Genomic DNA, 19,131 nt, shown 5'->3' on the forward strand with positions numbered 1-19,131 from the left:
AGTCGGGCAAGTTCACGTCGCACCCTGGCTCGGAAGACCGCGCCAAGCATATCGAAGACCGCATCAAGTCGGCCAGCTGATCTCAACCGGCGCAGCCGGTTAGACGGAAGGACGGAAGGATGAAAAGGCTGGCTGCCCCGACGGGCAGCCAGCCTTTTTGAATTCCACCGCCTCATGCCATGGCGCGTGCCGGCGCTCAGCGATACACGATGACCGGAATGTCTGTGTGCGTGAGTACCTTCTGTGTTTCGCTGCCCAGCAACAGGCCGGAGAGACCGCGCCTGCCATGCGATGCCATGAAGATCACGTCGCAGCCATGGCGCTCGGCCGCGTCGATGATGCCCAGGTAGGGCACGGCAAAGGTGCTCATGTCGGCGTCAAAACTGATGCCGTCGGCCCTGGCTGCGGTTTCCACTTCCTTCAGGTACAGCTTGGCCTGGCTTTCGATGCGGTCCTTGAAGGCCTGGGGCGCTTCCACCACGATCTCGCTGAAGGGCGTGTAGGGATATTCCTCCAGGCAGACATAGGCGGTGACCCGCGCATTGATTGTCTTGGCCAGTTCCAGCGCGCCGTCGATGGCTTTCTTGGACAGCTCCGAACCGTCGGTGGGTAGCAGGATGTGCTTGAACATGCTGGACTCCTTAGGGACGCGGTTTAACGGGTGGTGGGGGGCAGGCCGCACGGCACCTGTCGGATTTCATTGTAGGCAGGGGTGGCTCATGCGTCATTGCCTTATATCAAATTACTGATTGACCGCCAGTTGCTGCCTGGCGGCGGAAGCTTGTTCCGCGCGCCGCCAGTACGCCGGATTCCCGTAGGTGTTCTTCAGATGGTCGATAAACAGCCGCACGCGCAGCGGCAAGTGCTTGCGCTGCGGAAAGACCGCATGAATGCCGATCGGCGGCGCCTGGAACTCATCCAGCACGGTGACCAGCCGGCCACTCGCGATCTCTTGCCCCACCTCCCACCATGATCGCCAGGCCAGCCCGTGGCCTTGCAGGCACCAGGCGTGCAGCACCGCGCCATCGGAACATTCCATGGTGCCGCCGACCTTGACGGTGAGAGGGCGTCCTTCCTGCTGGAAGGCCCAGCCGCGCTGCACATTGGCGCTGGCGCCGAAGGCCAGGCAATTGTGGCGGGTCAGGTCCTCGGGCAGGGCGGGTACGCCGTGACGCGACAGGTAATTGGGAGAGGCCACCACCACGCGCCGGTTCTCGGCCAGGCGGATCGAGACCAGGCTGGAATCGGGCAGGTCGCCCAGGCGGATGGCGCAGTCGAAGCCCTCGTTGACCAGGTCGACCACGCGGTCGGACAGGTCCAGGGTGATGGTCACATCCGGATGCGACTCGATGAACAGCGGCACCAGCGGCGCCACATGCTTGCGCCCGTAGCCAGCCGGCGCGGTCACGCGCAGGTGGCCGCTGGCCTTGACGCCGCCGGCCGAGACGCTGGCTTCGGCGTTGTGCAGGTCGTTGAGGATGCGCTGGCAGTCCTCCAGGAACGCCGAGCCCTCGAAGGTCAGGCTGATCTTGCGGGTGGTGCGCAGCAGCAGCTTGACGCCCAGGCGCTCTTCCAGCGCATCGATGCGGCGCCCGATGATGGCAGGCGCCACGCCCTCCGCCGCCGCCGCCGCCGACAGGCTGCCCCGCGCGGCCACGGAGACGAACGTCTCCAATTGCTTGAAATGATCCACGGTATTCGCCAGTTTTGTGCCTCATTCCGCCCAAAAATCGGGGGGCTTGAAGCAATGGGGTGGATTTGGTGCCTATTCTTTACAGCGTTCGCAAAGATTAGTGGGGTAAAAGTAAAAGATCAAGTGACCCGGGCCGACTTTGCCGCACCGCAACGTCTCCCTACAATGCATGCATTCATTGGTGTACAGGCCCACGCAATGCGCTGGCCTGCCGGGTTTGCCCAGGGGAACCGCTTCAGCTCATGCAAAAGATCCGCGCAGTCGTCTTCGATGCCTACGGCACGCTGTTCGACGTGTATTCCGTCACCGCGCGCGCGGAGCAATTGTTTCCGGGCAAGGGCGAAGCGCTGGCGCTGCTGTGGCGCGAGCGGCAGATCGACTACACCCGCATCCGCTCGCTGGCCGCGCCCGACGGCGCATACTACAAGCCGTTCTGGGCGATCACGGTGGACGCGCTGCGCTATGCCGCCGAGCGCCTGCAACTGGTGCTGAACCCCGCCGCGGAGGCGCAGCTGCTCAAGGAATATGCCTGCCTGTCTGCCTTCCCGGAGAATCTCGGGGCGCTCAAGCGCCTGCGGGCCGCCGGGCTGCCGCTGGGCATCCTGTCCAACGGCAATCCCGAGATGCTGGACATCTCGGTCAAGAGCGCCGGCATGCACGGGCTGTTCGACCACGTGCTGTCGGTGGATGCGGTGCGCATGTACAAGACCGCGCCCGACGCCTACGCGCTGGGCCCCAAGGCCTTCGGCGTACCGGCCGGGGAAATCCTCTTCGTCTCGTCCAACGGCTGGGACGCTTGCGGCGCCACCTGGTATGGCTACACCACGTTCTGGATCAATCGTGCCGGCCATCCGGCGGAGCAGCTCGATGTGAGCCCCTCCGGCACCGGGCACGACATGAACGACCTGCTCGAATTCGCCCGCACCCGCGGTGCGGCGGTTTGACAGCGGGCACCCTAAACAAACCATCGATCACAGGAGAACACTGATGGCCATCACGCTGCCTGCGGGCATGAAGATTACCGGCGAAATCCTGCCGGCCTACGAAGACATCCTCACGCCGGCGGCCCTGGCCCTGGTGGACAAACTGCATCGCGCCTTCGAGCCGCGCCGCCAGCAACTGCTGGCTGCCCGCGTCGAGCGCACCAAGCGCCTGGACGCCGGCGAGCTGCCCGACTTCCTGCCTGAAACCAAGAGCGTGCGCGAAGGCGACTGGAAGGTCGCGCCGGTGCCCCCCGCGCTGCATTGCCGCCGCGTGGAAATCACCGGCCCGGTGGAAGCCAAGATGGTCATCAACGCGTTCAACTCCGGCGCGGACAGCTACATGACCGACTTCGAGGACTCCAACACCCCCAACTGGCACAACCAGTTGCAGGGTCAGGTGAACCTCAAGGCCGCCGTGCGCCGCACCCTCACGCTGGACTCGAACGGCAAGCACTACAAGCTCAACGACAAGATCGCCACGTTGCAAGTGCGCCCGCGCGGCTGGCACCTGGACGAAAAGCACGTCACCATCGACGGCCAGCGCGTCTCCGGCGGCATCTTCGATTTCGCGCTGTTCCTGTTCCATAACGCCAAGGAACAGATCGCACGCGGCGCCGGCCCGTTCTTCTACCTGCCGAAGATGGAAAGCCACCTCGAAGCCCGTCTGTGGAACGACGTCTTCGTCATGGCCCAGAACGAAATCGGCCTGCCGCAAGGCACCGTCAAGGCGACCGTGCTGATCGAAACGATCCTGGCCGCCTTCGAGATGGAAGAAATCCTGTATGAACTGCGCGAGCACAGCGCTGGCCTGAACGCCGGCCGCTGGGACTACATCTTCTCGTGCATCAAGAAGTTCAAGGTTGACAAGAACTTCTGCCTGGCCGACCGCGCCAAGGTCACCATGACCTCGCCGTTCATGCGCTCGTACGCGCTGCTGCTGCTCAAGACCTGCCACAAGCGCGGCGCGCCCGCCATCGGCGGCATGAGCGCACTGATCCCGATCAAGAACGATCCGGAGAAGAACGCCATCGCCATGCAAGGCATCATCAACGACAAGAAGCGCGATGCCACCGACGGCTACGACGGCGGCTGGGTGGCGCACCCGGGACTGGTCGAGCCGGCCATGAAGGAATTCGTGGCAGTGCTGGGCGACGCGCCCAACCAGTTCGGCAAGCAGCGCGACGACGTTAACGTGACCGCCAAGGACCTGCTGGACTTCCAGCCGGAAACCCCGATCACCGAAGCCGGCCTGCGCATGAACATCAACGTCGGCATCCACTACCTCGGCTCCTGGCTGGCCGGCAACGGCTGCGTGCCCATCCATAACCTGATGGAAGACGCCGCCACCGCCGAAATCTCGCGCTCGCAAGTGTGGCAGTGGATCCGCTCGCCCAAGGGCAAGCTGGAAGACGGCCGCAAGGTGACCGCAGAGATGGTGCGCGCGCTGATCCCGGAAGAACTGGCCAAGGTCAAGGAGTTCGTCGGTGGCGACACCAGGACCTATGACCGCGCCGGCGAAATCTTCGAGCAGATGTCCACGTCGGAAGATTTTGCCGAGTTCCTGACGCTGCCGCTGTACGAGGAAATCTGATCGGACCGTTGCAGTAGACTGGCCGGGGTTCTGCCCCGGCGTAAATAACCCGCAGCCACCCGCGCTGCGGGTTTTTTTATGGATGCGCCCGGCTGGGCACATCCGCTGCCGGTGGCGCTGGTTCGGCGGTCCGCCGCCCGCTGGCACATCCTCAGCGCTTATTGCATCGGCTTCACACTGTTCATCGGGTGTACGGTCTTCGTGTCGCAATGGATAGCAGCGCACTTGCCGTAGTGACGTGCTGCGGGTCCGAGCGGGCGCAGCGTTTCACGCGCGAGGAAGTCCGGATCGGATGCGGGGAGGGAGGGCGAAGTGGTCATGCGGCAGCGGCAATGATGGAGGTGGCGGGTCCGGRGGCGGCTGCGGGATGCGCGGGGCGCTTGAGGCCCAGGTGTTCGCGCAGCGTGCTGCCCGAGTACTCGGTACGGAACAGGCCGCGGCGGCGCAATTCCGGCAGCACCAGCGCGATGAAATCGGTGAGCCCGCCCGGCAATACCGGCGACATGATGTTGTAGCCGTCGGCGCCGAATTTCCGGAAGCGCTCTTCGAGCTGGTCCGCGATCTGTACGGGCGTGCCGACCAGTTGCCAGTGGCCGCGCGCGCCGGCCACGCGCTGGTAGAGCTGGCGGATGGTCAGGTTCTCGCGCCGCGCGAGATCGATCACCAGGCGCTGGCGGCTCTTGCTGGCGTTGGTCTCGGGCAGTTCGGGAATCGGCCCGTCGAGCGGATAGCCGGACAGGTCGAAGCCGCCGCTCAGGCCCGATACCAGTGCCAGCCCGACCACGGGGTCGATCAGCGATTGCAGTTGCTCGAATTTCTCCCGGGCTTCGCTCTCGCTTTCCGCCACGACCGGGAACACGCCGGGCAGGATCTTGAGATCGTCCGGCTCGCGGCCGTATCTGGCTAGCCGCCCCTTGACGTCGGCATAGAACGCCACCGCGTCCTCCACGGTCTGCTGCGCCGTGAACACAGCCTCACCGGTGCGGGCCGCCAGCTCCTTGCCGGCTTCCGATGAGCCAGCCTGCACCACGACCGGGTGGCCCTGCGGCGTCCGCGAAACGTTAAGCGGCCCCTGCACCGAGAAATGCTTGCCCTTGTGGCGCAGCACATGGCGCCGGGCCGGATCGTAGTAGCGCCCGCTGGCCTTGTCGCGCAGGAAGGCGTCGTCTTCCCAGCTGTTCCACAGGCCGGTGACCACGTCGGCAAATTCGGCGGCTCGCTCGTAGCGCTCGGCATGCGCCAGGTGGTGGTCGCGGTTGAAGTTGCGCGCTTCGTGCTCGCTCGACGATGTGACCAGGTTCCAGCCCGCGCGTCCACCGGAAATGTGGTCCAGAGAGGCGAACTTGCGGGCCACGTGATAGGGCTCGTTGAAGCTCGTCGATGCCGTGCCGACCAGGCCGMTGCGCTCGGTCACCGCGCCCAGTGCCGATAGCAGGGTGATGGGTTCGAACTGCGCCTGGTAGCTGTGCGCGGTGCGGCTGAGAAACTCGGTATCGTCGCCGCGCGTGCCCACGCCGTCGGCCAGGAAGATCAGGTCGAACTTCGCCGCCTCGGCGGCCTGCGCCAGCGCCACGTAATGCCTGAAGTCGATGCCGGCGTCGGCCTTGGCGTCGGGATGGCGCCAGGCGGCGATATGGTGGCCGCTGGGGTAAAGGAAGGCGCCCAGGCTGAGGAAACCGCTACGTTGAGCCATGATGGATTGTCTCGCGTCTTGCTGATGTCAGTGTTGGTGTCAGGCCGACTCGCGGGCGCTTTGCCGCCCTTGCGGCCGTGCCAGGCCCAGATGCTCGCGCAGCGTGCCGCCTTCGTACTCCGTGCGGAAGATGCCGCGCCGCTGCAAGATCGGCACCACGCCGTCGACAAAATCCTGCAGTCCGCCGGGCAATGCATCGGGCATCAGGTTGAAGCCGTCGGCCGCGCCGTGCCGGAACCAGTGCTCGATGTCGTCGGCGATCTGCTCCGGCGTGCCGACGATCACGCGGTGCCCGCCGCCGCCCGCCAGCTCGCGGATCAGTTCGCGCACGGTATAGCCGTGGCGCCGCGCCAGCGCGAGCGTGGCATTGAAGAAGGTATGGTTGCCGTTGCCATTGGCCGGCAGGGCGAGGCTGGCGGGCAGGCGTTCGTCGAGCTTGAGGCGGTCCGGCGTGATGCCCAGCGTGCCGGCCAGCCGCGTCAGGCTGTAGTCCCACGGGATCAGGTCGACCAGCTCGTCGCGCCGCCGGCGCGCCTGTGCTTCCGTTGCGCCGATGATGGTGGTCAGCCCCGCCAGCACCTGAACGGCATCGGGTCCGCGCCCTAGCGCCTGCGCGCGCGATTTCAGCTCGCGCCCGTAGGCCAGCGACTCCTCGAACGATTGCGAGGCCGAGAACACGGCTTCCGCGTGGCGCGCCGCCAGCTCGCGGCCATCCGCGGAGCCGCCTGCCTGCACCACCACCGGATGGCCTTGCGGCGAACGCGGCAGGTTGAGCGGTCCTTGCACCGAGAAATGCTCGCCATGGTGCGCGATCGGCAGCACCTTGCCCGGGTCGACGAAGCGGCCCGATGTCTTGTCGCCGACGAAGGCATCGTCCTCCCAGCTGTCCCACAGCGCCTTGACGACCGCGGTGAACTCGGAAGCGCGCGCATAGCGCTGCGCGTGATCCGGCGCCGCGTCGCGCCCGAAGTTGCGCGCCGAGGGCGCGTCGGCGGTGGTGACCACATTCCATCCGGCGCGCCCGGCGCTCACGTGGTCCAGCGTGGCGAAACGCCGCGCGATGTTGTAGGGCTCGTTGTAGCTGGTGGACGCCGTGCCGATCAGGCCGATATGCGTGGTGGCCGCCGCGATGCTCGCCAGCAGCACGGTCGGCTCCAGCGCGGTGATCGGGCGGAAGTGGATCTGGTCGACGATGGCGGCGTTATCCGCGAGGAAGACCGCGTCGAGCTTGCCGGCCTCGGCGATCTGCGCCACGCGGATGTAGTGCCGCACATCGGCGAAGGCGCCGGGGTCGCTCTCGGGCAGCCGCCAGGCCGACGGCACGAAACCCGAATGCAGGATGTTGATGTTGAGGTGAAGCTGGCGCGGCCGGCGCGATGCAAGCGGTGCGCTCATTGGAATGTCCCCGGTTCCGGATGGCCTTCGCCGAGTACCCAGCGGCCTACATTGCGGGTCTTGTATTCCGACGGGTTGTGCAGCGTGTGGATGCGGGCGTTGCGCCAGAAGCGGTCCAGGCCAACCTTGCGCACCGCCGAGCGTGCGCCGGTGACTTCGAAGATATCGCTGGAGACCTGCAAAGCGACTTCGCCGGCCAGCACATTGGCTGCCGCAATGGCGACAGCCGCTTCGCCGCGTTCTTCGGCGGTGAGCTTTTCGCCGCGCGCCTGCACGCCGTCGAGCGCCGCCAGCGCGCGGTCGGCCAGCGCGGTGGCAGCCTGGGTCCTGACCCAGAGTTCGCCGTACTGGCGCCGCACCCAGGGGTCGTCGACATGGYGCTCCACGCCCGAGTGGATCCACGGGCGCGACTGGTGCACCGTGTATTCGCGCCCGGCGCGCAGCGCGCCCTGGGCCGTGCCGATAAACACGTTGAGCAGCACGCTTTGCTGCTGCAGCGGCGTGACCGTGCGGTAGGGCTCGGGCGGCGCGCCGGTGGGRTTCAGCGGCACGGGCTCGCCCAGCACCTCGTCCTGGTGTACGCGCACGCCGCGGTAGGTGACGCGGCCGCTGCCGGTCTGGCGCTGGCCGATGCCGTCCCAGTCATCCTCGATCACGATGCCCTCGCGGTCCGCGGGAATCGCGGCGAAGCGTCGCTCGCCGCTTTCGGCATCCTCCCAGGCAATCGCCAGGAAGTCGGCGACATGCGAGCCCGAGGTGAAGGGGCGGTAGCCGTCCAGCACGAACCACTCCCCGTCGCGCCGGCCAAACAGGCTGTTGGAAAAGCTGTTGGCGGTATTGCCCCAGAACCAGTTGCCCTCGACTGACCGGCGCCACAGGCTGGCCGCCTTCTCCGGTGCATTGCGCAAGCGCGGGCTCAGCAGGCTGCTGTAGTGATAGCCGAACAGATGGCCAAGCGAGCCATCCACCTGTGCGAACAGGCGTGTGATGCGCAGCACGGTCGACCAGGACTCGCCCTGGCCGCCATGCTCGCGCGGCAGCAGTAGGGCCAGCAGGCCGTGCTCCTTGAGCAAGCGGATCTGTGCCAGTGGTTTCCCGCCGGCCTGGTCGCGCGCGATGGCGTCTCCGGCGAAGCGGTCGCGCAGTGCCACGGCGCGCGTGACGAAGGGGTTGCCGGAGTCGGGTTCGAACAGCGCGGGCGCTGCATCTTCCAGCGCGTGAAGGTAAGCGACGTTAGCGGTCATGATGGCGTTCCGGTTGGTGCGCTCAGTGCACCTTGGCAAAACCGTGGCGTTCGGCCAGCAGTTCGAGGATGCGGCGGCTGTCGGTGACGAAGCGCAGTTCGCCCAGGGCTTGCGCATCGGCGGGTGCCGGCGCGGCGTCGCCCAGGACCAGCGCGGGCAGGCCCTGGTGCGCTTCGCCGAGCACGGCGATCACCGTCTGGCGCGGACGCGCGAAGGGCACGCGCGTGATGTCGAGATGCCCGGCCAGCGCCGGGTCAGAGGCCAGCAAGCCTTCGATGGCCAGGCAATGCGGGCAGACGTAGCGTTCGCCGGGTTGCTTGGGGTCGGTGAATCCGGGTTGCAGCAGGAACAGTCGATCGCGGCTCATGGGAATCAATGAAATGAATCAATGGAATACCGGGTGATCGGTAAAGTCAGCGGTACACGGCCGGGGAGGGGAATTCGCCCGTGAGCAGCCATGTGCCCACCGTGCGTTTCTTGTATTCCGCCGGGTTGTGCAGCGTATGCGTGCGCACGTTGCGCCAGAAGCGGTCGAAGCCGTTGGCGTTGGTGGCGGAGCGCGCGCCCATGACCTCGAAGATCTCGCTGGAAACGGCCAGACCGGTTTCCCCCGCGTACAGGTTGGCCGTGGCCAGTTCGATCGCCGCGCGTCCGCGCAACTCCGGCGTCAGCGCCGCGCCGTGGCGGTAGATCGCGTCCAGGCTGCGCGCGGCCTGGTCGGCCAGTTCCGTGGCCGCCAGCGTGCGGATGGCGAGTTCGCCGTACTTGCGCTGGACCCACGGGTCATCGACATGGCGCGCCACGCCCGAGTGGATCCACGGGCGCGACTGCGTGGCGGTATAGGCACGGCCTTCGTCCAGCGCTCCCTGCGCCGTGCCAATGAACACATTGAGCAGCACGCTTTGCTGCAGCAGCGTGACCAGCGAGGCAAAGGGCGTCAGCGGATCGTCGGGCTGGCCCAGGAGTTCGTCGTCGCGCACCAGCACGCCGTTGAAGGTGACGGTGCCGCTGCCGGTCTGGCGCTGGCCGATGCCGTCCCAGTCATCCTCGATCACGATGCCGGCGCGCTCCGCCGGCACGACGCCCGTCAGCCGCTGGCCGAGTTCGTTTTCCCAGGCGACCTGGATCACGTCGGCCACATGCGTGCCGCTGGAGAAGGGCCGGAAGCCGGTGACTATCCAGCCATCGTTGCCGGGCGCGCGCCGGGCGCCGGAGGTCTTCGACAGGGCATTGCCCGAATTGCTCCATAGCCATTGCTGCTGCGCGGCCTCACGCAGGAGGCGGTCTTTCTGCTCCGGCGCGCCGCGCGCCAGCACGGTATGCACGGGGAGGTGGTGGTAGCCGAAGAGGTGGGCCAGCGAGCCATCGGTGCGCGCGAACTCGCGCACGACCCGCAGCAGCGACAGCCACGAAGCGCCGCCGCCGCCGTAAGCCGCCGGAATGCCGGCCGCCAGCAGGCCGCTTTCCTTGAGCAGGCGAATCTGCGCGGTGGGCCGGCCGCCGGCTTTGTCGCGCTGCGCGGCATCGGTATGGAAGGACTCGCGCAGCACCACTGCGCGGGCGACGAAGGGATCGGTCAGATCCGGGCCGAAGGTGGACATGCTTGATTTGGCGAGGTGGACCGGCGGCGATGCGCCGGGCGGTCCGGTTGGGCCTGGAGCCCGCCGGAACACGGCCGGCAGGTTGGCCGGCGATGTCCCTGGCAAGCTCAGCGTTGTCTTCTCTTTGTCGTCTCGTTGTTTGCACCGGAGACACGATAGAACAAGCTCGCCACGCCACCAACGAAGCAAACTGCGCTTGCATATCCACTTTTATGGATGGCGGCCCGCCGCGATGGCCACTCGCAGGAATTTCCTCGCGACAGTTCGGAAGGGGCCCGTGCCCAGGCGAACCGCGCTTGCGGCAGCGCCGCCGCTAGGCCGCCTCCACGGCTCGTTTCCCGTCCATTGCAGCACCGTATCCTTCGCCCTTCCACTCGATGAAACAGATGCCATGGCCGAAGGGATCGGACAGCATGGCCTGCCGGCCCCAGACGAAATCCTGCGGCCAGTCCTCGAGTTCGGCGCCGGCTTCCAGCGCGCGCTCGATGGCGGCTTCGAGGTCTTCCACCACAAAGTCGAGTTGTACCGGCATCGAGCGCCGGCGATAGTTGCGCCGTCCGTCGGCACGTGCGCCGGGCGAGGTGCCTGGCGCACCGGCGAGCAGGTAGATGGGCGTGGTGCCGCCCGCCATTTCTGCCACGGTTCCGTCGAACAGCTTGCGCGCCAGGCGCAGTCCCAGGCCGCGCTGATAGAAGCCGATGCCGCGCGCGAGGTCGTCGACATCGATATTGACCAGCAATTGCATCGCTGCCTCCTGCTTAGATTGGGGCGATTTCACTCCGGAGCGTTCCGCCTGCCGCCACGTGCGTGCCGGATGCGGATGGTGAGTCAGACGCTTGCCAGCAAACATCCGCTGAGTGAGGAGCGGGATTGTGCGCCAACACTCCTGACAAATACTGTCAGGAGTGTTGTAGCCGGCGCCCGTCCGCGCAAGGCTGGCAAGGCGCCCGGAGCGGCCTTCAGGCGCGCGCCGGCGCCAGCAGCGCGGCCACGACGGGCGCCAGCGCATCGCCGAGCGCCATATGGTCGGCGGCATCAAGGTGCACGCCGTCGACCTCGCTGCTGCGGATCACCGTGCCGGTGTCGAACCAGTCGCAACCGCGGGCGCGGCAGACCGCCTCAAAGGCTTGCGCCAGCCCGGCGCATTTGTGCTCGCCACCCGCGAACTTGGGCGCCAGCGGCCCGCGCGGCTTAGTGATGGGGGGCGGCACCAGCACCAGTACCGGCGGCACCGGCATGCCGGGCTCGATGGGCGCGCCGCGGATCGCGTCGAGCAGGGCGCCGATGCCTTGCGCGGCATGCCAGGCATTGTGCGGGTGCATGGACTGGAAGTCGTTGCTGCCGAGCATCAGGATGACGAGGGCCAGCGGCGCGTGCATTTCCATGCGCTGTGCCAGGCCCTGGATGCCGTTGCGGCCGGGTTTGAAGGGGTCGTCCCAGACCGTGCGGCGGCCGTTGAGGCAGTCTTCGAGTATGCGGACCGGGCGCTGGCCGCCGGCGGCCGCGCCGTTCGCCACATTCAGGGCAAGCTCCAGGCGCCCAGGCCAGCGCACCGGCCAGGGCAGGCGCTGCCGCGTTCCCGGCACGATGCCCCACGACAGCGAGTCGGCATAGACCAATACCTGGAGCGGGTCGGCGTACGCGCTGTCGAGGGGGGAGGGAACGGTAGCGGACTGCGGGGGATGGCTCATGGGCATTCTCCGTGGCGGGCAGGACTGGCGGGAAGCGTCGGGTAAAGCCGCATTGGCAGCTTTGCGACAGGGTTCCGGGCGCGGAAGTTTTGCTGCGAACCTTGGCTCGGAAACCCTCATAATATCGGCTAACAATAGATCGGGAGAGTGAAGTTGMGTTTCGAGCACCTGGTGGAGATCAACGATCCACGAAATATCCAGTTGGACATGCTTACGCCGGAGCAGCTCTGGCAAGGGCTGGTGCTGCGCAGTGCCGAGCCCGAGCTGTTTGTGATGGGGCTGGACCGCGCGGAGATCGTGGAACGGGGCGACGACTGGGTCGAGCGCAAGCTGCACTTCGGCAAGGCCACGATCCGCGACCGCGTGGTCTTCGAGCGACGCCGCGTGGTGCGCTATGAGACCGCCCCCACGGACGAACACGCAGGCGGCACCCTGACCATGGCGATCGAGACGCCGGGCCCTGGCGCGCTGCTGCTGCGCTTTATCTACGAGACCACCATGCCCGCGGTGGACGACAGCGGCGACGACCGTTACGCCGAGATCGTCAAGTCGGCCTACCATGAGGCCGACCTCGACACCGTGCGCAAGATTCGCGAAATGGCAGCCCTCGGGCGGCTGGGGTGAGCGGGCAGCCTTCGTCGCCTGCCCCCGGMGGGCAGCCGGGCGGACCGACCCGGGAATCGCTGCGGGCGCGCTATGGCAGCCGCCTGCGCTGGCTGGTGCTGCTCACGCTGATGCTGGGGACGGTCTCATCGATCGTGTCGTCGACCATCATCAACGTGGCCATTCCGGACCTGAGCCGGCATTTCGTGCTGGGGCAGGAGCGCGCGCAATGGGTGGCGGCCAGCTTCATGATCGCCATGACGCTGTCGATGCTGCTGACCCCCTGGCTGCTCAACCGCTATGGCCTGCGCCGCACCTTCCTGGGCAGCCTGTTGCTGCTGGGCGCGGGCGGGCTGGTTGGCGGATTTTCACCGACTTACGGCGTGATGATCGCCATGCGGGCGGCCGAGGGCGTTGCCGCGGGGATCCTGCAGCCGCTGCCGAATATCCTGATCCTGCGGGTGTTCGAGGAGCGCGAGCAGGGCAAGGCGGTCAGCCTGTTCGGCTTCGGCGTGGTGCTGGCGCCGGCGCTGGGGCCGAGCCTGGGCGGCTTCCTGGTGGAGGCCTTCGGCTGGCGCTCGATTTTCTTCGTGGTGGTGCCGCTGACGCTGATCGGGCTGTGGATGGCGCGGCGCTTCATGGCGGTGGACTCCGCCATGATGGGCGAGCGCAAGCCGCTCGACTGGCAGGGCCTGGGGCTGGCCGGTATTGCCACCGTGAGCTTGCTCAACGGGCTGGTGCAGATGCGTGAAAGCCTGCCGGCCGGGCTGGCGTTGGCCGGCTTCGGGGTACTGATGCTGGTGGTGTTCGTGCTGTGGCAGTTGCGCGCCGCCCATCCGCTGATGAATATGCGCCTGTACAGCTACCAGCAGTTCGCGGCCGGGGCAGTGGTGGCGTTCATCTACGGCGCGGGGCTGTTCGGGTCCACCTACCTGCTGCCGGTCTATATGCAGTTGGCGCTGGCCTATACGCCGTCGCGCGCCGGCCTGGTGCTGTTGCCTGCGGGCATCGCGCTGGCCTTGACCATCGCCGCGTCGGGACGCCTGTCCAATCGCGTCGCGCCGCATTGGCAGGTATCCGTCGGCCTCGCGCTGCTGGCGGCTTCCTTCCTGCTGATGGCGATGGGCACCAAGGCCACGCCTTACCTGCTGCTGGTGGGGTTTGCGATACTCGGCCGCATCGGGCTGGGCTGCATCCTGCCTTCGCTGACGCTGGGTGCGATGCGCGGCGTGGATTATTCGCTGATCGCGCAGGGCTCCAGCTGTATCAACTTCCTGCGGCAACTGGGTGGCGCCATCGGCGTGAGCCTGGCCGGGGTGGGGCTGCAATGGCGGCTGGCGGCGCAGGGCGCGGTGCTCGGCCCGGAAGGCGACGCCGCCGCGCGCATCCGCGCCTTCGACGAAACCTTCCTCGCGGTGGGGCTGGTTATCGCCACCGCGATCCTGGCGGCCTGGCGGATCCGGCCAAGGCCGCTGTCCGACGCGGCGCAGGCCTAGGGGGACCGGGGGGCGGTCCGGCTTCAGGCGGTGGTGCCGCTGCGCAGTTCCTCCACCAGCGCGATGTATTTTTCCCTGGCGTCGTCCTGGGACGTGCCCTTGAGCGTCTCCCAGGCCTCGAACTTGTAGCGGCCGACGAAATCGGTCATGCCCGGCTTGTCGCCGTGGGCGTCGCCCTCGCTGCCCTGCTTGAACAGCGCATACAGGCGCAGCAGGGTCATGTTGCTGGGGCGCTCGGTCAGTTGCTTGACGTCGAGCTGGGCTTGGGCGAAGCGTGCCTGCAGGTCGCTCATGGGATTCTCCGGGATGGGTTTGAAGGGGAAGCGTTGGGGGACAAAGCGCGTGAGCCGCGATGATAGCGCCCGCCACGGTGCGTTGGCGCCGAAAGAAACCGAAGAACACTTCAGTCCGCGGGGAAGGGGCGCCCGGTTGCGGGTTGGCCCGGACGCGCGCAAGTTCAGCTTTTGAGGTCGCTCCGGATACAATCTCGCCATGTCCTGGATTCTTGCAGTTGAAACCTCCACCGAGTGGTGTTCGGTCGCGCTCGGGCGCCTTGCCGATGGCGGCGCCCTTGAGTGCCTGGTTCGTCATGAACATACCGGCCCGCGCTCCTCTTCCCGCGTGTTGCCGGCCGCCGGCGAGCTGCTGGCCGAGGCCGGCATCGCCTTGTCCGATTGTGCCGCCATCGCGTTTGGCGCCGGGCCGGGCTCCTTCACGGGCCTGCGCACCGCCTGCGGCGTGGCCCAGGGGCTGGCCTTCGGGGCCGACCTGCCGGTGATTCCCGTCAATTCGCTGATGGCCTGTGCCGAGCGCGTGCGCCTGGGCGGGGAGGGGATGCCCGCCTTGCCGCCCGGCGTGTCGGTGCTGGTTGCCCTGGATGCGCGCATGGACGAAGCCTATGCGGGCGCTTTCCGCTGGGATGCCGGCGCGCACGAGTGGCAGGCAGCGACCGAAATGCAGGTGTGCCCGCCCGAGGCCGTCAGCCTGCCGGCAGGGCCGTTCTGGCTGGCCGGCAGCGCCGCTGCCGTGTTTGGCGAGCGCCTCAAGGCCACGGGGATTGCGCAGCAAAGCGTGCCCGAAGCCTTGCCCGCCGCGCCGGCGCTGGTATCGATTGCCCTGCGCGCGCTGGCACGCAATGAAACCGTCGCGGCGGCGGACGCCATGCCGATCTACCTGCGCGACAAGGTTGCCCAGACCATCGCCGAGCGCCAGGCCGCGGCGGCGCGGCGCGCCTCGCTGGCCGCGGCGGGGGAGCAGCCGTGAGCGTGGAGCGCAACCTGCCACCCGCCGACGGCGCGGCCCGTCCCGGCTCTGGCCAGGGAGCCGGCGCCGGCTGCGCGTGGCCCGACATGCCGGTGATGCCGAGCATACCGGCAGGCTGGGCCATCGGCCGCATGAGCGCGCTGGATGTCGAAGCCGTCGCGGAGATCGAAGCCAGGGCCTATAGCCATCCGTGGACGCGCGGCAATTTCGAGAACTCCGTCAAGGCGGGGCATATTGGCCTGACTTTGCGGGATCCCGGCGGCGTGCTGGTTGCCTATACGGTGCTGATGCCGGTGGTCGACGAGATGCACCTGCTCAATATCACCGTGGACCCGGTGCGCCAGCGTGGCGGGCTGGGCCGGCTGCTGCTGGCCGTCGCCCTGGCCACGTCGCACGGGCATCACCTGCATACCATGCTGCTGGAAGTGCGGCCATCCAACGTCGGTGCAATCGAGCTGTACCGCCAGGCGGGCTTTGCCGAGATCGGGCGGCGCAAGGGCTATTACCCGGCCGCGGGCCATGCGCGGGAGGATGCGCTGGTGCTGCGCCGCGCCTGGGCGCCTGTGGAGGCCATGCCATGAGCCGCCGCGCCAGGTTTCTCGAAGTGCTCGGCATTGCCGATGAATGGGTGCTGCGCCGCGCGCCAGCCATGCCGGAGGCCGCCGAGCCACCCGGGGCGGCCGCGGATGCCTCCGCCGGTGAAGATGCCCTGGATCACGACGACCTGCCCGCGCAGGAAGCCGCGCAGGTTGTCATCACGCGCGCTGCCGCTGTCGATGCGCCAGCCGGAGCCGGCGCGGACGACGCGGTTGCAGTGGCGGCGCCTTCCGCATGGGGGCCAGACATGGATGCCGGACCCGTCCCCGCACCGGTCCGCCTTCCCCCCCGGCCGCCCGTCGCGATCCCGGCGGAAAGCGGCTTCGATCCCTCGCCGGCAGCCCAACCGGGTGTGGACGCCGATGCGCGTTCCGCCGCCATTGCCGCGCTGGACTGGACCGCGCTCGAACAGCGCGTCTCGGGCTGCGTGGACTGCCAGTTGTGCAACGGCCGCACCCAGACTGTATTCGGCGTGGGCGACCGCCAGGCCGAATGGATGCTGATCGGCGAGGCGCCTGGCGAAAACGAGGACAAGCAGGGCGAGCCCTTCGTCGGCCAGGCCGGCAAGCTGCTCGACAATATGCTGGCTGCCCTGGACCTGGCGCGCGGACGCAACGTGTATATCGCCAACGTGCTCAAGTGCCGCCCGCCCGGCAACCGCAATCCCGAGCCGGAAGAGGTCGCCCGGTGCGAACCCTACCTGAAGCGCCAGATCGCATTGATCCAGCCCAAGCTGATCGTGGTGCTGGGGCGCTTTGCCGCTCAGTCCCTGCTGCGCACCAGCACGCCGATTGGCAAGCTGCGCGGCACCGTCCACAGCTATGAAGGCATCCCGGTGGTGGTGACCTACCATCCCGCCTACCTGTTGCGCACCTTGTCCGACAAGGCGCGTGCCTGGGAGGACCTGTGCCTGGCACGCGAGGTGCACGACCGTGCGGGAGCCAAGGCCTGATTTCGCGCTAAGCCCCGGCGGCGCCATCGAGATGGCGCCGCTCTGGCGCCATGCCGCCTCGCAGCGCCTGCGCGAACTCGCCTGGTGCTCGCTTTCGCCCCCATTGCTCGCGTTCCTGCCCGAAGCTGACGCGGCCCATCCCGTCGTCAACGGCTCGGCGCCTTCGCAGGCGGCCCTGGCGCGCTGGCCTGAAGGGGCGCTGGCCGCCTGGCAGCGCTGGCTGCCGGCTGCCGATCCCGGTTCGCTGCCGCCCACCATTGCCGAGCTGGCGCTTGGCCAGGAACAGCAGCGCGTGCGCGGCCCGTCGCCCGCGCCCAGCCTGCGCCTGGGCCGCCACGCGGAACGCCTGCTGCAATTCACGCTGGAACACACCGAGGGACTGGAACTGCTCGCGGCGAACCTGCCGGTGCGCCGCGCCGGCACCCATGGCGTGCAAACGCTGGGGGAGCTGGATTTCGTCTGGCGAGACGTGGCTAGCGGCGCCACCGTGCACTGGGAGATGGCGGCCAAGTTCTACCTGCTGGTCGAGCCCGTGGCGGATGCCGGGTCGCGCGATGGCGGGACCGGCAAAGCCGTGCTGGACCGGCATTGTTTTGTCGGTCCCAACCTGGTGGACCGGCTGGGCGACAAGCTCGAACATATCGTGCGCCGCCAGCTGCCGCTGTCGCACACGCCGGAGGCCCGCGCGCTGCTGGGCCGGCCGGTCGATCGCAGCGAGGTCTACCTGCTCGGGTGGCTGTTCTACCGGGACGGCGTGGTGCCGGCTGCCATCAGCGATCTGGRCATCGCGCCCGACCACTTGCATGGCTGGTGGTCTACCTTGCAGGACTGGTCGGACTGGGCGCGCAAGCGGGAAGGATCGCGCTGGTACCGGCTGCCGCGCTCGGCATGGATGGCGCCGGCCAGGGTGGCGCAAGCGCATACGGAGACGCCGGAGGCGGTGCATGAGGCCCTGGCGCAGCGCTTTGCCGAAACGCACCACGAGAAGAACTGGCGGCGCGAGGCCCCGGTGATGCTATGCGAAGTGGAGCCGGCGGGGCAGCCCGGCGTGTGGCGGGAACGTACGCGCGGCTTCGTGGTGCCGCCGGGGTGGGAGGAGCGTGCGCGCCAGCGCATCGCCAGGCCGGTGGGGTGAGGGCCGTGCCTGGCCCTCTGCCTGGCTAGTGTCCTGCGTCAGATATTCGCAGACAAAATCGCCTGATGCTGGCGAGGATGTCATCGGCGGACTTCGTCCACACGAAAGGCGTGGGGTTGGCGTTGTTCAGGTCGAGATATTTTTGGATGGCTTGCTCAAGTTGTCGAGTTGATCGATGCGTGCCGCGGCGGATGTATTGTTCCGTGATGGCTGCAAACCAGCGTTCCACCTGATTGATCCATGAGGCGGAGGTCGGTGTGAAATGAACATGGAAGCGCGGATGGCGAGCGAACCAAGCCTTGATCGACGGCGTCTTGTGCGTGCCGTAGTTGTCCATGACGAGATGCACGTCGAGGTTCGGTGGCACGTTGGCTTCGATCGTGCGTAGAAACTGCAGGAACTCACTGCTGCGATGTCTGCGATGCAGTTCACCGATAACCTTTCCTGTGGCGATGTCCAGCGCGGCGAACAACGTTGTCGTGCCATGGCGCATGTAGTCGTGTGTGCGTCGCTCGGGGATSCCTGGCGCCAGCGGCAGGATGGGCTGCGTGCGGTCCAGTGCTTGAATCTGGCTCTTCTCGTCAACGCACAACACCATGGCTTTGAGCGGTGGGTCGAGGTACAACCCCACGATATCGCGCACCTTCTCCACGAATAATGGGTCGGTGGAGAGCTTGAAGGTCTCCTGTCGATGTGGCTGCAGTCCAAAGGCACGCCAGATGCGCGTCACGGTCGACGGAGATAGATTCGCCGCGCGAGCCATACTGCGCGTGCTCCAGTGGGTGCCGTTGGCTGGCACGGATTCGAGCGTCTTGGCAATAACCGCGTCCACCTGTGCATCATCGATGGACCTCGGTGTCCCTGGGCGCGGCGCATCGAGCAGTCCATCGAGCCGATGCGCCACGAATCGCGCACGCCATTTCGATACGGTTTGCTGAGTGACACGCTGCTTTGCCGCGACGGCCTTGTTGTCCAAGCCTTCAGCGCTAGCCAGCACAATGCGCGCGCGTAAAGCCAACGCTTGTGCGGTCTTGCGCCGCATCGTCAGCGCTTTGAGTTGCTCACGTTCGACCTCATTCAACACGAGTTCCGCCTTTGGTCTTCCTCTCATCACCGCCTCGCCGTTTGCGTGCCTTCAACGCAGACTACAACGTGGCGTCAATAATGCAAGGAACTTCTGACGCGGGACACTAG

The 19,131-nt window shown here is 67.2% G+C and carries 19 protein-coding genes; 8 read left to right on the forward strand and 11 right to left on the reverse strand.

What is annotated here, in order from left to right; translation table 11 throughout:
* Positions 1-196: 196 nt before the first annotated feature.
* Positions 197-631 carry a universal stress protein gene (locus tag AC1DN0_RS35035; RefSeq protein WP_035864994.1) on the reverse strand — a complete coding sequence of 145 codons (435 nt, stop codon included), beginning with the start codon at positions 629-631 and terminating at the stop codon, positions 197-199.
* A gap of 111 nt (positions 632-742) precedes the next feature.
* Complete coding sequence (locus AC1DN0_RS35040) at positions 743-1,693, reverse strand: LysR family transcriptional regulator (RefSeq protein ID WP_441634659.1); 951 nt, start codon at positions 1,691-1,693, stop codon at positions 743-745.
* Between the two features lie 242 nt (positions 1,694-1,935).
* Here AC1DN0_RS35040 and AC1DN0_RS35045 point away from each other — a divergent pair, with 242 nt between their 5' ends.
* On the forward strand, positions 1,936-2,637 hold the full coding sequence (locus tag AC1DN0_RS35045) for a haloacid dehalogenase type II (protein WP_045241533.1): 702 nt from the start codon (positions 1,936-1,938) through the stop codon (positions 2,635-2,637).
* A 43-nt stretch (positions 2,638-2,680) separates the two neighbouring features.
* The gene (aceB, locus tag AC1DN0_RS35050) at positions 2,681-4,267 is read left to right on the forward strand and encodes a malate synthase A (RefSeq protein ID WP_441634661.1); all 1,587 of its coding nucleotides are present in this window, start codon (positions 2,681-2,683) and stop codon (positions 4,265-4,267) included.
* A gap of 316 nt (positions 4,268-4,583) precedes the next feature.
* Here the strand turns inward: aceB and AC1DN0_RS35055 are convergent, their stop codons facing one another.
* The 7 genes from AC1DN0_RS35055 to AC1DN0_RS35085 all read right to left on the reverse strand — a co-directional run bounded on the left by AC1DN0_RS35055 (position 4,584) and on the right by AC1DN0_RS35085 (position 11,891).
* A complete protein-coding gene (locus AC1DN0_RS35055) occupies positions 4,584-5,960 on the reverse strand; it encodes an LLM class flavin-dependent oxidoreductase (RefSeq protein ID WP_477146375.1) in 1,377 nt (458 codons plus the stop codon).
* Between the two features lie 39 nt (positions 5,961-5,999).
* Positions 6,000-7,355, reverse strand: a complete 1,356-nt coding sequence (locus AC1DN0_RS35060) for an LLM class flavin-dependent oxidoreductase (protein ID WP_441634665.1) — start codon at positions 7,353-7,355, stop codon at positions 6,000-6,002.
* Positions 7,352-8,599, reverse strand: coding sequence for an acyl-CoA dehydrogenase family protein (locus AC1DN0_RS35065; protein WP_477146376.1), 1,248 nt, complete (start codon positions 8,597-8,599; stop codon positions 7,352-7,354). Before AC1DN0_RS35065 ends, AC1DN0_RS35060 begins: the two co-directional genes overlap by 4 nt.
* Before the next feature lie 22 nt (positions 8,600-8,621).
* The gene (locus tag AC1DN0_RS35070) at positions 8,622-8,966 is read right to left on the reverse strand and encodes a DUF3088 domain-containing protein (protein ID WP_441634669.1); all 345 of its coding nucleotides are present in this window, start codon (positions 8,964-8,966) and stop codon (positions 8,622-8,624) included.
* 46 nt (positions 8,967-9,012) lie between these two features.
* Positions 9,013-10,200 (reverse strand): acyl-CoA dehydrogenase family protein, encoded by a 1,188-nt coding sequence (locus tag AC1DN0_RS35075; RefSeq protein ID WP_441634671.1) that lies wholly within the window; start codon positions 10,198-10,200, stop codon positions 9,013-9,015.
* Positions 10,201-10,513: 313 nt separating this feature from the next.
* A complete protein-coding gene (locus tag AC1DN0_RS35080; RefSeq protein ID WP_441634673.1) occupies positions 10,514-10,945 on the reverse strand; it encodes a VOC family protein in 432 nt (143 codons plus the stop codon).
* Positions 10,946-11,159: 214 nt separating this feature from the next.
* Positions 11,160-11,891: an SGNH/GDSL hydrolase family protein gene (locus tag AC1DN0_RS35085; protein WP_441634675.1), complete on the reverse strand. Its 732-nt coding sequence runs from the start codon at positions 11,889-11,891 to the stop codon at positions 11,160-11,162.
* Between the two features lie 153 nt (positions 11,892-12,044).
* Between AC1DN0_RS35085 and AC1DN0_RS35090 the strand changes: the two genes are divergently transcribed.
* On the forward strand, positions 12,045-12,515 hold the full coding sequence (locus tag AC1DN0_RS35090; RefSeq protein ID WP_477146377.1) for an SRPBCC family protein: 471 nt from the start codon (positions 12,045-12,047) through the stop codon (positions 12,513-12,515).
* Positions 12,512-13,990 (forward strand): DHA2 family efflux MFS transporter permease subunit, encoded by a 1,479-nt coding sequence (locus tag AC1DN0_RS35095; RefSeq protein WP_441634679.1) that lies wholly within the window; start codon positions 12,512-12,514, stop codon positions 13,988-13,990. The genes AC1DN0_RS35090 and AC1DN0_RS35095 overlap by 4 nt, the downstream gene beginning before the upstream one ends.
* A gap of 23 nt (positions 13,991-14,013) precedes the next feature.
* On the opposite strand, the gene AC1DN0_RS35100 is transcribed toward AC1DN0_RS35095, so the two are convergent.
* Positions 14,014-14,283 (reverse strand): acyl-CoA-binding protein, encoded by a 270-nt coding sequence (locus AC1DN0_RS35100; RefSeq protein WP_035864953.1) that lies wholly within the window; start codon positions 14,281-14,283, stop codon positions 14,014-14,016.
* 199 nt (positions 14,284-14,482) lie between these two features.
* Between AC1DN0_RS35100 and tsaB the strand changes: the two genes are divergently transcribed.
* The 4 genes from tsaB (at position 14,483) to AC1DN0_RS35120 (ending at position 17,937) form a co-directional block, all read left to right on the forward strand.
* Entirely contained in the window at positions 14,483-15,253 is a 771-nt protein-coding gene (gene tsaB, locus AC1DN0_RS35105) for a tRNA (adenosine(37)-N6)-threonylcarbamoyltransferase complex dimerization subunit type 1 TsaB (protein ID WP_441634681.1), read from the forward strand.
* A gap of 86 nt (positions 15,254-15,339) precedes the next feature.
* Positions 15,340-15,834: a ribosomal protein S18-alanine N-acetyltransferase gene (gene rimI, locus AC1DN0_RS35110; protein ID WP_035865087.1), complete on the forward strand. Its 495-nt coding sequence runs from the start codon at positions 15,340-15,342 to the stop codon at positions 15,832-15,834.
* On the forward strand, positions 15,831-16,802 hold the full coding sequence (locus tag AC1DN0_RS35115) for a uracil-DNA glycosylase (RefSeq protein ID WP_441637660.1): 972 nt from the start codon (positions 15,831-15,833) through the stop codon (positions 16,800-16,802). The genes rimI and AC1DN0_RS35115 overlap by 4 nt, the downstream gene beginning before the upstream one ends.
* A complete protein-coding gene (locus AC1DN0_RS35120; protein WP_477146378.1) occupies positions 16,783-17,937 on the forward strand; it encodes a DUF1853 family protein in 1,155 nt (384 codons plus the stop codon). Before AC1DN0_RS35115 ends, AC1DN0_RS35120 begins: the two co-directional genes overlap by 20 nt.
* A 25-nt stretch (positions 17,938-17,962) precedes the next feature.
* On the opposite strand, the gene AC1DN0_RS35125 is transcribed toward AC1DN0_RS35120, so the two are convergent.
* Positions 17,963-19,048 (reverse strand): IS630 family transposase, encoded by a 1,086-nt coding sequence (locus AC1DN0_RS35125; protein WP_441637754.1) that lies wholly within the window; start codon positions 19,046-19,048, stop codon positions 17,963-17,965.
* Positions 19,049-19,131: the final 83 nt, after the last annotated feature.

The organism is Cupriavidus sp. 05N39 (assembly GCF_056397325.1).